A 14542-nucleotide genomic window follows, 5' to 3' on the forward strand; every position below is an offset into this window, starting at 1 on the left:
CCATAGCCCCGTACCCTTCTCCGCGTGTTTGAGAAATTCAGTGATGTGCCCTATTACTTCTTAGCCGGGGGCATCAGGACTGTATCGATCAGGTAAACGGTTGCGTTGGCTGTCTTGACACCGCCACAGATGACCTTGGCGCCGTTGACCATCAGGTCATCTCCGCTGCCGGTAACTTTCAGGGTGCTGCCTTCAGCTGTGGTGTGCTCGCCGTCGATCTTGCTGGGGGCCAGCTGGCCGGGAACCACGTGGTAGGTCAAGATGGACGTCAGGGCCGCAGAATCGGTCTTCAGTCCGTCAATGGTTGCTGCCGGGATCTTGGCGAAGGCGTCATCAACGGGTGCGAAGACGGTGAACTCACCGGAGTCAAGCGTGCTAACCAGGTTTACGTCCGGGTTCAGCTTGCCGGAGACAGCGGCCGTGAGGGTCTTCAGCAGCGGGTTGTTTGAAGCTGCAGTGGTAACCGGGTCAGCAGCCATGCCGGCAACGGAGCCTGCACCGGTGGGAACGGATGCGGCGTAGGCGGCGCAGCCGGGGCCTACCAGATCGCTGGCCATGGCTTCTGTTGTTGCCATGGGAGCCTCGCTGGCCATGGGTGCTTCTGAGGCCATGGGAGCTTCTGAGCTCGGGGTGGCTGTGGTGGATCCGCTGCAGGCGGTCAAACCCATTGCTGCGATTGCCAAGATGCCAAGACCCATGCTCAGGCTCTTACGGTTTCCAAACTTCAAGGTGCTGTTCATGATGATTCTCCGTAGTGTGAAAGCGGAAGGATTCCGTTTTGCTGTCCGTTCCGTTGCCGTTTTGCTTAGCTCCGTTGCGGTCTGTCAGGAAGTACTTCGGAGCCGCGGCAAACATGGATTGGAAAGAAGTTGAGAAATATTTTTCTGTTGCTTTGACGCCGGTAAACTGGGCCCATGAGCACCCCGCGAAGTCAGGCAACCACCCCGTCGAGTACCACTACAGTCCTTGATTTGAAGGGGGACGTGGCTGCCTTGACAGCTGCCCTGATGAATATTGAAAGCGTCTCCGGACATGAGAAAACGCTCGCTGATGCAGTGGAAGCAGCGTTGCGTCTTCTCCCACATCTGAGCATTACACGCAACGGTGACGCCATTGTTGCCCGCACAGAATTGGGCTTGGCTGAACGGATCATTTTAGCGGGGCACTTAGATACCGTGCCGCTGCCCACGGCGACGGGTTCACGTGGAACCGTGCCAAGTTCGTGGGACGGTGAGGTGCTGTATGGGCGCGGTGCCACCGATATGAAGGGGGGAGTGGCGGTGCAGTTGGCGTTGGCCGCAAGGCTAAGCGCCCCCAGCAAGGATCTAACCTTTATTTTCTACGACCATGAGGAAGTTGCTGCTGCCAAGAGTGGCTTGGGACGGCTGGTGCTAGAAAACCGTGAACTGTTGAACGCGGATTTTGGCATACTACTCGAGCCTACTAACGGGACCGTGGAGGGTGGTTGCAACGGCACCATCCGCTTTGAGGCAACCACACGCGGACTTGCGGCCCATTCGGCCAGGGCCTGGATGGGGGAGAACGCAATCCACGCTGCGGCACCCATTCTGGCACGCCTGGCAGCTTATGAGCCGGCCACGGTTAACGTTGACGGGTTGGATTACCGCGAATCCATGAACGCCGTGAAAATTCATGGCGGAACAGCCGGGAACGTCATCCCTGATGGGTGCGTGGTGGAGATCAACTACAGATTTGCCCCGGATAAGACCCCAGCGCAGGCGCAGGCACACGTGCGTGAACTGCTGGGCGGCTTTGAGCTGGTGTGCACGGACTCCTCCGCGGGGGCCCGGCCCGGTCTGAACGCTCCGGCCGCGGCCTCGTTTGTGGCGGCGGTGGGCCGGGAACCTCTGCCCAAGTACGGGTGGACGGATGTGGCCCGGCTGAGCGAGATGGGGATCCCGGCCGTCAATTTTGGCCCCGGTGACGCGCTGCTGGCCCACTCAGATAACGAACATGTACACGCTGAGGCCATTCGCGAGTGTTTGGCCGCACTGACCCGCTGGCTCTCGTGAATACCCGTGTCATTGAGGTGGACATGCCGTCATAGGCCTTATAGCGACGTTTAGCTGGGGCGGACTTCCATCATGCGCCGTATTGACGGCTACTCTGTGAAGCAAAAGGTGGGGCGGAGGGCAAAGCAAAGTGCCGGTGCCGTTCTTTACAAAGAACGGTACCGGCACTTGCGTTTGGTTCGGGCTAGCCGGCGATGCCGACCTTGGCCTTGATAACTCTCACACGGGAGGACATCTTGAATTCCACGAACTTTGCCACGCCCGAAAGGATCAGGCACAGACCCACGTAGATGACGGCTGCAACCATGAGCGCCGGGACCACGGGGAAACCAAAGTCGCCCTGCGAGCCGAGATCGGACGCGTATTTCAGAATCTCGTTGTAGGTGATCAGGAAACCAAGTGCGGTGTCCTTCATGATCACCACCAGCTGGGAAATGATGACTGGCAACATGGCGCGGACGGCTTGCGGCAACAAGATGCTGCGCAGCACCTGCCCATTGCTCAAACCGATGGCAAGTCCAGCTTCGCGCTGGCCACTGGGCAGGGACTCAATGCCGGCACGGAATACCTCGGCCAAAACTGAACCGTTGTACAAGATCAAACCCACAACGACGGCAATAAAGGGTGTGATGCCCGTAACCCCCACCGAGGGGAGCCCGTAGTACATGATCATCATCAGGATCAGCAGCGGCACTGCACGGAACACTTCCGTGAACCAGTAGCAGGGGCGGCTGAGCCATTTGGTATCGGAGAGGCGGCCGAAGGCAAGGATGATGCCCAGCACCAGAGAGCCCACAGCACCAACGGCAAAGGCACTCAGCGTGGCACCGATGGCCTTGAGCAAATTCTGCTGAACCAGCGGATAAGTGAACAGTTCCCACTTTTGGGCTGTGAACTGCCCTGATTGGTAGAACCGGATCAAGATGAAGCCGATGATGCCAACCACTACAAGGAGCGTGATGATATTTAGGTAGACGTAGCGTGCGCGGGCTTTGGGGCCCGGAACGTCAAAAAGGACTGAACTCATCGCGCAACCTTCCATTTCTTCTCGAGGTAGCGCTGCAGCGGTGACAATATGCCGAGCACTAGCAAAATGAAGATTAAGGCAACCCAGAGCAGTCCGGGCAGCAGGGGTTCTCCACGTTCGCTGAGGTAGGCACGGATGGCGCCAGCCTCCAACACCGAGAACCCTGCTGCAACCGTGGTGTTCTTCAACAGCGCAATGAACACGCTGAACAACGGCGGCACCACGGAACGGAACGCTTGAGGCAGCACAATCAGCGTCAAGGTTGGAATAAAGGGCAAGCCAATGGCTCGGGCGGCTTCGGACTGTCCCACGGAGACGGTATTGATGCCAGATCGGATGGCCTCACAAACATACGTCGCCGTGTAGAGGGAGAGCCCCACTATGGCGGCATTCATGAAGCTGATCTGGGGCAGTCCCAGCTGGGGGTAGCCCAAAGCAAAAAAGGCCAAAATTAGCGTCAGAGGTGTGTTGCGGACCGCGTTAACGTAAAACGTTCCGGCGGCCCTCATGGCGGGTGCCGGCGAGACGCGCATGCCGGCAACAATGGTGCCAAGAATCAAGGCAAAGAACGCGGAAATGATAAAGAGAATTCCGGTGTTCTTGAAACCGGTGAGGAACAGCTCGCTGTTATCAATAAGTACATTCACAGGGCAGTGTCGCTTTCAGTGAATTGGCTGGAGGATGAACCGGTTGCGGTGCCGTGGCAAGGCCAGGGCACCGCAACCGCGAACAAAGATTTTTAGTACTGGTCAACCTTGGGCTGCTCAACCTTGGTGCCGGACTTGCCCAGTGTGGCATCGAAGATCTTGGTCCACGTGGCGTTGCCGTCAGTGAGTGTGGTGTTCAAGAAGGTACGCAGTGCGGTATCGCCCAGGGGCAGACCGATTCCGTAGTTCTCCGTGGTGAACGGCTCACCCACAACCTTCAGCTTGTCAGGCTCCTGTGAGGCGAAGCCCAACAGGATGGCCTGATCGGTAGTCACAGCGTCAACCGTGCCGGACTTGAGCGCATCCACGCATTTGGAGTAGATATCGAACTCCACCGGGATGGCCTTGGGGAAGTTATCGCGGATGTTCTGGATGGGGGTTGAACCGGTTGCGGAGCAAACCTTCTTCCCGTCCAGGTCCTTCTCGCTCTTGATGTCCGTGTTGTCCTTGGCCACCAGCAGGCCCTGGCCTGTGACGAAGTAAGGTCCGGCGAAGTCAACAAGCTTCTTGCGCTTGTCCGTGATGGAGTAGGTACCCACGTAGAGGTCAACGTCGCCATTGGCTAGGGCCGATTCACGGTTGGCCGAGGGAATCGCCTTGAAATCAATCTTGTCAGCGGGGACGCCCAAGGAAGCGGCCATCCACGTGGCTATTTCAATATCGAAACCGCTGCGCACACCCGTGGCGGCGTTGAGGTAGCCCAGGCCGGGCTGGTCTTCCTTCACACCGATGCGGATGGCACCTGAGGACTTGATTTTATCGAACGTGGGGCTGCCGGTCAGGGCAACGTCCTTAGCCACGTCAAAGCTCAGGCCAGCAGCGTCTTTGCCGCCGCCGTCAGTGCTGCCACCGCCGCTGGTGTCCCCGCCACAGCCTGTCATGGCCAGGGCTGCTGCGGTGAGGAGGGCCGCTACGCTGAGGCTCTTCCGTGAGAGAAATTTTTTCAAGAGATTTCCTTTCATAAACGGCCAATATTGGCCGGGAACAAACTGGCTCGTCGAGCCAAAAATAGGGAGGGTTAGTTACCCGTTAGTGAGGATCTTGGACAAGAAGTCCTTGGCTCTGGCCGTCTGCGGGTTGGTGAAGAACTCCTCAGGGCTAGCTTCTTCCACAATCTGCCCGTCAGCCATGAAGATGACCCTGTCCGCCGCTTTGCGGGCAAAACCCATCTCATGGGTGACAACCACCATGGTCATTCCTTCTTTAGCCAGTTCAACCATGACGTCCAGAACTTCATTGATCATCTCTGGATCGAGTGCGCTGGTGGGCTCATCAAAAAGCATGACCTTGGGCTTCATCGCCAAAGCCCGGGCGATCGCAACGCGCTGCTGCTGTCCACCGGAGAGCTGAGCGGGAAGCTTGGCTGACTGATGTCCCACACCGACACGTTCGAGCAAGCTCAAGGCGAGCTTCTCGGCGTCGGCCTTGGACATGCCCTTGACCTTGATGGGTCCCAGCGTCACATTTTCCAGAATGGTTTTGTGGGCAAAGAGGTTGAATGACTGAAACACCATACCCACATCGGCGCGAAGGTTGGCCAGTGCCTTACCTTCCTTGGGCAGTTCCTTGCCATCAATGGTGATGGAACCGGTGTCAATGGTTTCGAGCCTGTTGATGGTGCGGCAAAGCGTGGACTTGCCTGATCCAGAAGGCCCCAGAACAACGAGAACCTCACCCTTGGCTACTTGCAGATTAATATTCTGCAGCACGTGGAGGGTGCTGTAATGCTTATTTACATCCTTGAGTTCCACGAGCGCAGGAGCATGTACGGGATTTGTCATGCCTTCAATCTATCTATTTTCTGGGGACAGGGGCGTGAATTCCCCCACATCGGCACTGATCGTAACGGTAACGAGATAATATCTCCACGCTCACACCCCATTCCGCTGGGACTAGTAGCCTTGGGGGCATGAGTGCACCTACAGGATCCAGCCGCCCCATCCGCTCCGAACTGCGACGATTTGGAATCTGGCGCAAGAACGGCGCCGGTCTCGACACCGCCGATGCGCGCCTGTTGGAAACCCCGCACAGCAGCGACTTCACCCACACCGACCCCTGGCGGGTTATGCGTATCCAAAGTGAATTCGTTCAGGGTTTTGACGCCCTGGCAGAGATTGGCCCCGCCATCAGCGTGTTTGGCTCGGCCCGCACCAAGCCGGATTCGCCCTACTACGCCGCCGGTGTTGACGTGGGCAGGCTTTTGGTTGAAGCCGGAGTGGCAGTCATCACCGGTGGCGGGCCCGGTTCCATGGAGGCAGCGAACCGTGGTGCAAGCGAGGCCGGTGGATTATCCATTGGGTTGGGGATAGAGCTTCCCTTTGAACAAGGCATGAACGAGTGGGTTGGACTGGGCGTTGATTTCCGTTATTTCTTCGCCCGGAAAACCATGTTTGTGAAGTACGCACAGGGCTTCATTGTGCTCCCTGGCGGTCTTGGTACCCTCGATGAATTATTTGAAGCCATGGTTCTTGTGCAGACCAGCAAGGTCAGTCAATTCCCCATAGTGCTGCTGGGCAAAACCTTCTGGAGCCCGCTCATGGACTGGGTCCGGGACGTCATGGTGGAACAGGGCCTGGTCTCGGCCGGGGACCTGGATATTGTTCAGCTTGTTGACACGGCTGAGGAAGCCGTACAGCGAGTCATGGAAGGTAAGGCCGGAACTAGGGTAGCCGCCAAGGGCTGAAACGGAGCCTTGCTGCAGGGCTGATGCTGGCGTGGATCCTTCTCTTACCCCGCGCCAGCGCGTCGCAGCGAGGGGAAACTCGAGTCTGGACATGTTGCTCAATTCCCGCTGTGCATCTGGCACCATGGTCTAGTGACCTATTTCTTGATCTTTCTAGCCGTGGTTGTGGCTGCTGTTGCCGGACTTTACCTTGTGGGCTTGAAGAAGCCCCAGACTGAGAATGCCGTTTATGACGACGTCTTGGCAACACCGGTAGCGAACCTGCCACCAGTGCTGCTCCCCGGCGAGCCTGCTCCGGCTGATGTTGATAAATTGCGGTTCTCCCTAGGGTTGCGCGGTTACCGCATGGATCAAGTGGACGAGGTCCTGGACAGGCTGCGTGACGAACTGGCTGCGAAGGATCTGCGCATTGCAGAGTTAGTAGCCGGCACACCGGACACTGGTGCTGCTGCGGAGCTGGACGCGCCTGTGGCCAGTACCCATGCTGGTTCTCCGGCACCTGCGCACACCGAGTCCGCTTCCTGAGGTGGACGCAGTGGTTGGCAGCGACGGCAGGGCCCGCTGTGCCTGGGGCGGAATGGAGCGCGATGAACAGTATCAGCGCTATCATGACACCGAATGGGCGCGTCCGGTTTCCGGGGATCCAGCGTCCGTGGAACGCGAACTCTTTGAGCGATTGAGCCTTGAGGCTTTCCAATCGGGCCTTAGCTGGTTGACGATCTTGCGTAAGCGCGAATCATTCAGGGAAGCATTTGCGAACTTTGACCCGCATAGTGTGGCGAGTTTTGATGAAACCGATTTTGAACGGCTCATGAATGACGCCGGCATTGTGCGCAACAGACTCAAGATCAATGCCACCATATCCAATGCCAAGGCATTGCTGGCTTTGCCCGAAGGCATCACTCTCGCCTCACTCTTGGCGCAGAATGCACCTCAAACCCGCAGAGCCGCAGACGAGCCCATCCCAGCGCAAACACCACAATCACAGCAACTGGCCAAGGCCCTGAAAAAGCTCGGCTTCTCATTTGTGGGCCCAACTACGGCCTACGCCATGATGCAGGCAGTGGGTGTGGTCAATGACCACCAGCCCGGTTGCTGGCTGGCGGCCGGGGCTACAATTCATGACCATGAATGAGGTGGCATCCGGGGCGTCACCAACGCTGCCAGTAAAACCGTCACCGGGTCCAACAATCAATGATGAGCTGTATGCCCTGCTCCGCCGCTTCTTGGCGCCGCTTAGGCGGGCTCCCTGGTGGATCAAGGTAACGCTGATCTATGCCGCTACCAGGGTGTTGGCTTACGCAATTTTTCTGGGCGCCGCATGGCACGCTGAGGCGTCTCCTTGGGGTGGCCGGCAACCCGATTACCTGACCTTCATCAACAGGTGGGATGCCGGGTGGTACGAGCGAATTTTCGACGGCGGCTATCCCACCACCATTCCACGCAACGACGACGGTACGGCGCAGCCCAACCAATGGGCGTTCTACCCAGTCTTCGCCATGCTGGCTCGCGGTTTGAGTGCGGTGACGGGATTGGAATGGGCGGGCGCCGGGGCCATTGTGGCCACCGTGGCAGGGTTGGCTGCTGCATTGATGATGTACCTGCTGTTTAGGAATTTCGCATTGCCCGGGACAGCGCTGTGGGGTGTGGCCTTCTTCGCCGCCTTCCCTGTTTCTGCCATCCTGCAGGTTCCTTATGCCGAGTCCCTGGGCATCTTCTTCTTGGCGGCTGCCCTCCACCTGCTCATCAAGAAAAAGTACGTTGCGGCGATCCCCCTGGTGATTCTGCTGTGTCTGTCCCGACCAGCAGGGGTGCCCTTTGCCGCCGTCGTTGCCATCCATGTGGGACTGCGCTGGTGGCATCGGAAAGAGCGCCCTTTCCCTGGCAGTGAGATGGTCAGTGGGTTAGTGCTCTTGGTGGTTAGCGCAGTCATGGCGTTCGCCTGGATGCTCACCGCGTGGTGGGTGACGGGGGAGCGCACCGCCTACACCGACACGGAGACGGCATGGCGCGGCTCGGCGCTGGTGCTGTTCAAGCCGTGGTTCGACGCTGGGGTGGACCTTGTGGGTCCGCTCTGGGGACCGGTGCTGCCGGTTTTGCTGGTGATTCTTGCCTTCCTCTACCTGAATTCGCGTGCCGTGCGCCGCATTGGCCTGGAGCTGCAGATTTGGTGTGGCATGTACCTGCTGTATCTGATGGCTGTCTTGCACCCGCAGTCGAGCACGTTCCGGATGCTGCTGCCGCTGTTTCCGCTGGCCCTTGCTGCGGCATTCATTTCTAACTCGCGTGCCTACCGGTGGAGTGTGCTGGTCATGTTCAGCATCTTGGAAATTGTGTGGGTTGTTTGGCTGTGGCAATTCTCCGCGATCAGCACCGGAGCGGCCTGGCCGCCCTAAGGAAGAATGTCACGATTGTCACCGGCTGAGGCAACGATTAGCACCCGGGTACTGAAATACGGAATAATAGTTTGTGAGCGATACAACATCGACGCTTGGCAGGGGAAAGCTCTGCGGATGCGGTTTTGTACTACGAAAAGGGGAACTCCTGATGGCAGCCATGAAACCTAGAACCGGGGACGGTCCAATGGAAGTGACTAAAGAAGGTCGGAGCTTGATCCTGCGACTGCCGTTAGAAGGCGGTGGACGTCTCGTAGTGGAGATGAACGCAGATGAGGCTGTTAGCCTCAAAGAGTGCTTGGTAGGCGTGACGGAGTAATTCCAACACAAGATTTATCAGGCGGGGCAGCGAACATGCTGCCCCGCCTGATCTGTTTAAACGCCCAACGGGCAACAAAAACGTTGCTTAGCGTTTGACGGCCAAGAGCAGGCCGTCGCCTGTTGGCAACATGGCCGAGATCAGGGAATCGTGCTCGCGGATCAGCTTGCCCACTTGGCGCAGCACCACAGTGCTGCTTTCGCGGATGGCTGGATCGGAAACCCGATCCTTGTCCAGGGCATCGTTGATGATCAGCAGCCCGCCGGACTTCAGGAGCCGGATGGCTTGTTCTACATAGTCAGGGAAGCTGGGCTTGTCGGCGTCAATAAAAACCAGGTCGTAGGCCGCGTCGTTCAAACGCGGCAGCACGTCCTGGCCGCGTCCTGAAATGGTGCGTGTGCGGTTGGCGGGGGAACCGGATTCGGTGAACGCCTCACGCGCGGCCTTGAGATGGTCCACATCCGGATCGATCGTGGTCAGCACAGCTTTGGGCCCGAGCCCACGCAGCAGGGCTACACCTGAAACGCCTGCGCCGGTGCCGATTTCCACAGCAGTCTGGGCCTTGGACGTTGCCGCGAGGACGGTCAGCACCGCAGCCACTCCAGGGCTCACAGGGAACAAGCCCAGATCATGCGAGCGCTCGCGGGCGCGTCGCAGAACAGCATCTTCCACGGGTAGGCCCTCTGTATAGGACCAGCTGGTGGATTTATCGGCACTCATGGGCAGTGTTTCCTAAACTGTTGCGGTGACTGCTCTATAGCCTACTGCCTGCGCACTCAGGTACATCAACGTCATCACCCAGCAAAACGCCAGCTTTCTTTGGCACACTATTGACACTATAAGGAAATCTTCCTTTGCTCCCTCCGAGGGGAGCAGCAACAGCCAAAGACGTGAGGTGCAGCTATGACAACAGCCACCCCGTTGGCCGGCCGCCCTGCAGAAGGCGCCCCGGACCAACTCGCTGTGAGCGCCGGCTGGATGCCGCCGTCGTGGGATGAAGTAGTGGCCAACCACTCCGGGAAAGTCTTCCGGCTCGCGTACCGTCTGACAGGGAACAAGTTCGACGCCGAAGATCTCACCCAGGAGGTCTTTGTGCGCGTGTTCAAGTCACTGGCTAACTTTAAGCCTGGCACCCTGGACGGCTGGCTGCACCGCATCACCACCAACTTGTTCCTAGATCAGGCCCGCCGGAAGCAACGCATCCGTTTTGATGCGCTCTCGGAGGATGCCACGGCCCGCTTGGCAGGGAACGATCCCGGGCCGGAACGCACCTTTGAGTTCAACAATCTGGACCTGGACATTGCCGCCGCACTGGAGGCGTTGCCGCCTGACTTCCGGGCCGCCGTTGTGCTCTGTGACATGGAAGGCCTCTCCTATGACGAGGTGGCGCACGCGTTGAACATCAAGCTGGGTACCGTTCGCTCGCGTATCCACAGGGGAAGGGCCATGTTGCGCGAATCTCTCGCGGACCGGGCACCGAACCGGCGTGAGGATCTGCGCCCAGCGCGTAAGCCGCTGCTGTCGATGCCGAGGATTTCTGGCGCACGCTAGAATCATCTGGACGGCGTCCGCCATCACTGGTGCAGAGAACAAGTACGTAAACTTTCAAGCGTTACCGCTAGGAATCGTTGCTTTGAGTACTGAGAGGGTAATCTTCCTAACGTGTTTGGTATCAATACCCCTGAGCTGGTCCTGATTGTCATTGTGGCAGTTTTGGTGATCGGTCCCTCCCGGCTTCCTGGATATGTGGAAAAGCTGAAGAACCTCATCCGTGAGGTGCGCAAGATGGCTTCCGGCGCGCGCGAAACCATCAAGGAAGAAGCCGGGGTTGATATTGACGATATCGACTGGAAGAAGCTCGATCCGCGCCAGTACGATCCCCGCCGCATCATCCGCGAAGCGCTCATTGATGACGAGGATCTGGACACTCTAAAATCGCTCAAGACGGCTCCGGGTGCGGCTATTGCCAGCATGATGGGCAAGGACTCCGCTGAGTCGAATAAAACAACCGACGCCGGACCCGCGTTGCCCGAGGTGGAACGCCTCCCTGCCGGGCAGATGGCCCCTTACGACACTGAAGCGACCTAAACCAGCCACTAATTCTCAACGCTATCCCACCAATGGCCTGATTTTGACGTACGCTATCCCACACCGTGGGATAGCGTACGTCAAAATGGCACCATTGGTGGGATAGCGTTATTTGGGAGTGACGCCTAACTGGCGCCCCACCAGTCCGCGGGGGCGAACAGCCAGCTTTCCCGCTATGGCCAAAAGTGCCGCGGCCGCTGGTGATCCCGGGTTGGACAAGACGATCGGCAGACCCGCATCGCCGCCCTCACGCAAGGAAACATCCAACGGGATCTGCCCCAATAGTTCCACCGGCGCATTCACAGTTTGACTCAACCGTTTGGAGAGAATTTCTCCGCCACCGGAGCCAAACAACTCCATGGTGCTGCCGTCCGGGAGCGTCAAAAATGACATGTTCTCAATGACGCCAGCCACTTTCTGGCCTGTCTGCACAGCAATGGCGCCGGCACGTTCGGCCACATCTGCGGCTGCTGCCTGAGGAGTGGTGACCACCAGGATCTCCGCCTTAGGCAATAGTTGCGCCACCGAAATGGCTACATCTCCCGTGCCGGGCGGCAGATCCAGGAGCAGGATGTCCAGATCACCAAAGTAGACATCAGCCAGGAACTGCTCCAGCGCCCTGTGCAACATGGGTCCGCGCCAGGCAACGGGCTGGTTGCCTGCCACAAACATGCCAATGGAAATTGTTTTCACTCCATGGGCCACGGGCGGCAAGATCATTTCATCGACCCGGGTGGGGGCCTGTGTGATGCCCATTAGCCCGGGCACGGAGAAACCGTAAATATCCGCATCGACAATGCCCACGCGCAATCCCTGGGCCGCTAGTGCGCAGGCCAAATTCACGGTGATCGATGACTTGCCCACCCCGCCCTTGCCGCTGGCTACCGCATAGACCCTGGTGAGGGAATCTTCTGCGTTGAAGGGGATGCCGCGCTCCGGGGTGCTGCCCTTGAGCCGTTCCTTGAGCTCGGCGCGCTGTTCGGGGGTCATCACAGAAAGTTCCACGCGGACATCAGTGACGCCGTGGAGCTGTGACAGGGCCGCTGTGACATCCGCAGTGATGGTTTCACGCAAGGGACACCCCGCAATGGTGAGCCGAATGCCGGCCGTAACCGCACCGTTCTCGAACGCTTCAACGGAGGCAACCATCCCCAAGTCGGTGATGGGGCGGCGCAGTTCCGGATCAATGACAGTTGCCAGCGCGGCGAGGAGAGCGGATTCGGACGGGGCGGTCATGAAATGCTGGCCTTAAGGATCGGTGGGGCGCTTCGGGGCGGCACCCTTGGCTGATTTTTTGGGTGAAACGGCCTTGAATGAACTCGTGGCAGGCCGGCGCGCTGCTGCACGCGACTCCTTCAGGGTATCGCCATTGTCTTGAGCGCCGCCGTCGAAGGAATCGGACACAGCATCCCCCTGAAGCGCTAGAAGGTCCTCCAAGAGGCCGCGCAGCTCTGAGCGAACAAAATCACGGGTAGCAACTTCACGCAACGTAATCCGCAACGCGGCCACTTCACGTGTCAGGTATTCGGTGTCAGCCAAATTACGCTCATTGCGGGAGCGGTCCTGCTCAATCTGAACCCTATCCCTGTCATCTTGACGGTTCTGGGCCAGCAGAATCAGTGGGGCTGCGTAGGAAGCCTGCGTGGAGAAGAACAAGTTCAGCAAGATGAACGGGTAGGGGTCCCATTTGAGTCCAAAGAGGCCAATGACGTTGATCGCGATCCAGACGATCACAAAAATGGTCATGTACAGCAGGAAGTTGGCTGTTCCCATGTAGCGGGCGAACCGTTCGGCGAAGCGGCCAAAAAGGTCCGGATCACTGGTTAGGTTGGGCAGGAGCCGAGATTTGAGCTCCAAGGGTGTGTCCAGACCGCCGTCCCTGGCGTGATGCCGCTCAGCCAATGCGTCCTCCTAATTTCTTGATGGGGGCACCATCTTCATGGGTTCGCCAATCCTCAGGCAAAAGGTGATCTAGTAGGTCATCAACGGTCACGGCCCCCACCAGGCGGCCCTCTTTGCTGACTACAGGGAGAGAGTTCAAGTTGTAGGAAGCCATAATATGGCTGACCACCGAAATGTCATCCTGGTCCGAGACAGGTTCTAAGTTTTTATCCACAATGGTGCCCAACAGTTCCGGTGGGGCGCTGCGCAGCAGTTGCTGGATATGCACCACGCCAAGGAAACGTCCTGTGGGTGTCTCCAAGGGGGGACGGCAGATGAAGATGGCTGAGGCGAGAGCGGGGGAGATATCTTCACTACGCACATGGGCCAAGGCTTCAGCCACGGTGGCTTCCGGGGGCAGAATTACCGGCACAGGGGTCATCAGTGCGCCAGCGGTGCCTTCCGCATACTGGAGCAGGCGGCGGACATCCTTGGCTTCATCCGGTTCCATCAGCAAAAGCAGTTCCTCGGCCTTAGCCTGGGGAAGATCGGCAAGGAGGTCCGCAGCGTCGTCGGGGTCCATTTCTTCAAGGACGTCTGCTGCGCGTTCATTATCCAATGCGGAGAGCAGCGTGACCTGGTCATCTTCCGGGAGCTCGGACATGACGTCAGCCAGGCGCTCATCTTGGAGTTCGCTGGCAACCTCCACCCTGCGTTTGTCACTCATTTCCTGGAGCGCATCGGCGAAATCGGCAGCCTTGAGATCCTCATGTGTAGCTACAAAGAATGTGGCGCTTTGTGGCTCTGCCTCATCTTCCGTGCGGGCCTCGGCCCAGTCAATGAGCATGGTGTGGCCACGGCGCAGCCCGCGCAGACGTGAGGTGGAGGCACCACGCCTCACAAATAGCTTGGTCACCAGCCAGTCCCCGTGACGCTGCTTATCCATGGCAATGTCTTCAATAACAGCAAAGCCGCTACCGTCCACCAACGTCACCTTGCGGTCAAAAATGCCGCCCAGAACCAGTTGCTCGGCCCCGCGCTGTTCAAAGCGGCGCAAGTTAACTAGTCCTGTGCAAATAATTTGTGATTGGTCCATGGAAGTCAGCCGTGTCATGGGCACAAAAACACGCTTCTTGCCCGGTACCTCCACCACAATGCCCACTGCGTGGGGGGCTGACTGTGCGCCACGGCCCAACACCACCACGTCACGGAGTTTGCCGAGCCTGTCGCCGAGGGGGTCAAAGACGTCAAGGCCCAAGAGACGGGCCACAAAGATGCGGGTAGGTTGTGTGCTCACTCTTACAGGCTACTTCCCATGCCAAAGAATGGCCCAACAGGAAGGCCCAACGAAGCGCAAAAAGTGGCGCCCGTGCCGAAGAATCGGAGCAGGCACACTGACATTGTTCAT

General features: G+C 58.5%; 17 protein-coding genes. 8 read left to right on the forward strand and 9 right to left on the reverse strand.

What is annotated here, in order from left to right:
- Window positions 1–53 precede the first annotated feature (53 nt).
- Window positions 54–740: a fasciclin domain-containing protein gene (locus ABIB48_RS15590; RefSeq protein WP_396334180.1), complete on the reverse strand. Its 687-nt coding sequence runs from the start codon at window positions 738–740 to the stop codon at window positions 54–56.
- Between the two features lie 174 nt (window positions 741–914).
- Here ABIB48_RS15590 and dapE point away from each other — a divergent pair, with 174 nt between their 5' ends.
- A complete protein-coding gene (dapE, locus tag ABIB48_RS15595; protein ID WP_110107222.1) occupies window positions 915–2033 on the forward strand; it encodes a succinyl-diaminopimelate desuccinylase in 1119 nt (372 codons plus the stop codon).
- Window positions 2034–2217: 184 nt separating this feature from the next.
- On the opposite strand, the gene ABIB48_RS15600 is transcribed toward dapE, so the two are convergent.
- From ABIB48_RS15600 to ABIB48_RS15615, 4 genes are all read right to left on the reverse strand, one after another.
- The gene (locus tag ABIB48_RS15600; protein WP_110107221.1) at window positions 2218–3060 is read right to left on the reverse strand and encodes an amino acid ABC transporter permease; all 843 of its coding nucleotides are present in this window, start codon (window positions 3058–3060) and stop codon (window positions 2218–2220) included.
- Window positions 3057–3707 (reverse strand): amino acid ABC transporter permease, encoded by a 651-nt coding sequence (locus tag ABIB48_RS15605; RefSeq protein ID WP_110107220.1) that lies wholly within the window; start codon window positions 3705–3707, stop codon window positions 3057–3059. The genes ABIB48_RS15600 and ABIB48_RS15605 overlap by 4 nt, the downstream gene beginning before the upstream one ends.
- A 92-nt stretch (window positions 3708–3799) precedes the next feature.
- Window positions 3800–4648 carry a glutamate ABC transporter substrate-binding protein gene (locus ABIB48_RS15610; RefSeq protein ID WP_110107283.1) on the reverse strand — a complete coding sequence of 283 codons (849 nt, stop codon included), beginning with the start codon at window positions 4646–4648 and terminating at the stop codon, window positions 3800–3802.
- A gap of 141 nt (window positions 4649–4789) precedes the next feature.
- Complete coding sequence (locus ABIB48_RS15615; RefSeq protein ID WP_110107219.1) at window positions 4790–5548, reverse strand: amino acid ABC transporter ATP-binding protein; 759 nt, start codon at window positions 5546–5548, stop codon at window positions 4790–4792.
- A 128-nt stretch (window positions 5549–5676) separates the two neighbouring features.
- Between ABIB48_RS15615 and ABIB48_RS15620 the strand changes: the two genes are divergently transcribed.
- The 5 genes from ABIB48_RS15620 to ABIB48_RS15640 all read left to right on the forward strand — a co-directional run bounded on the left by ABIB48_RS15620 (window position 5677) and on the right by ABIB48_RS15640 (window position 9165).
- Window positions 5677–6450 carry an LOG family protein gene (locus ABIB48_RS15620; RefSeq protein ID WP_110107218.1) on the forward strand — a complete coding sequence of 258 codons (774 nt, stop codon included), beginning with the start codon at window positions 5677–5679 and terminating at the stop codon, window positions 6448–6450.
- A 132-nt stretch (window positions 6451–6582) separates the two neighbouring features.
- Window positions 6583–6975: a DivIVA domain-containing protein gene (locus ABIB48_RS15625; RefSeq protein ID WP_315912896.1), complete on the forward strand. Its 393-nt coding sequence runs from the start codon at window positions 6583–6585 to the stop codon at window positions 6973–6975.
- Complete coding sequence (locus ABIB48_RS15630) at window positions 6932–7585, forward strand: DNA-3-methyladenine glycosylase I (protein WP_354213566.1); 654 nt, start codon at window positions 6932–6934, stop codon at window positions 7583–7585. Before ABIB48_RS15625 ends, ABIB48_RS15630 begins: the two co-directional genes overlap by 44 nt.
- Window positions 7578–8846 (forward strand): putative hexosyltransferase, encoded by a 1269-nt coding sequence (locus ABIB48_RS15635; protein WP_354213567.1) that lies wholly within the window; start codon window positions 7578–7580, stop codon window positions 8844–8846. The genes ABIB48_RS15630 and ABIB48_RS15635 overlap by 8 nt, the downstream gene beginning before the upstream one ends.
- A 151-nt stretch (window positions 8847–8997) precedes the next feature.
- A complete protein-coding gene (locus ABIB48_RS15640; RefSeq protein WP_082000207.1) occupies window positions 8998–9165 on the forward strand; it encodes a DUF3117 domain-containing protein in 168 nt (55 codons plus the stop codon).
- A gap of 87 nt (window positions 9166–9252) precedes the next feature.
- Here ABIB48_RS15640 and ABIB48_RS15645 read toward each other — a convergent pair whose 3' ends face one another.
- Window positions 9253–9885 (reverse strand): O-methyltransferase, encoded by a 633-nt coding sequence (locus tag ABIB48_RS15645; protein ID WP_354213568.1) that lies wholly within the window; start codon window positions 9883–9885, stop codon window positions 9253–9255.
- A gap of 183 nt (window positions 9886–10068) precedes the next feature.
- Between ABIB48_RS15645 and sigE the strand changes: the two genes are divergently transcribed.
- Window positions 10069–10716 (forward strand): RNA polymerase sigma factor SigE, encoded by a 648-nt coding sequence (gene sigE, locus ABIB48_RS15650; protein WP_110107214.1) that lies wholly within the window; start codon window positions 10069–10071, stop codon window positions 10714–10716.
- Between the two features lie 111 nt (window positions 10717–10827).
- Window positions 10828–11253, forward strand: coding sequence for a twin-arginine translocase TatA/TatE family subunit (locus tag ABIB48_RS15655; protein WP_110107213.1), 426 nt, complete (start codon window positions 10828–10830; stop codon window positions 11251–11253).
- Window positions 11254–11361: 108 nt separating this feature from the next.
- On the opposite strand, the gene ABIB48_RS15660 is transcribed toward ABIB48_RS15655, so the two are convergent.
- The 3 genes from ABIB48_RS15660 to ABIB48_RS15670 are packed head-to-tail and all read right to left on the reverse strand — an operon-like array spanning window position 11362 to window position 14431.
- Window positions 11362–12489 carry a P-loop NTPase gene (locus ABIB48_RS15660; protein WP_354213569.1) on the reverse strand — a complete coding sequence of 376 codons (1128 nt, stop codon included), beginning with the start codon at window positions 12487–12489 and terminating at the stop codon, window positions 11362–11364.
- 12 nt (window positions 12490–12501) lie between these two features.
- On the reverse strand, window positions 12502–13155 hold the full coding sequence (locus ABIB48_RS15665; RefSeq protein WP_354213570.1) for a DUF1003 domain-containing protein: 654 nt from the start codon (window positions 13153–13155) through the stop codon (window positions 12502–12504).
- Window positions 13148–14431, reverse strand: a complete 1284-nt coding sequence (locus tag ABIB48_RS15670) for a magnesium transporter MgtE N-terminal domain-containing protein (protein WP_110107211.1) — start codon at window positions 14429–14431, stop codon at window positions 13148–13150. The genes ABIB48_RS15665 and ABIB48_RS15670 overlap by 8 nt, the downstream gene beginning before the upstream one ends.
- Between the last annotated feature and the right edge of the window lie 111 nt (window positions 14432–14542).

The sequence above is a fragment of the Arthrobacter sp. UYCu511 genome (assembly GCF_040547105.1).
Classification (GTDB): Bacteria; Actinomycetota; Actinomycetes; order Actinomycetales; family Micrococcaceae; genus Specibacter; species Specibacter psychrochitiniphilus.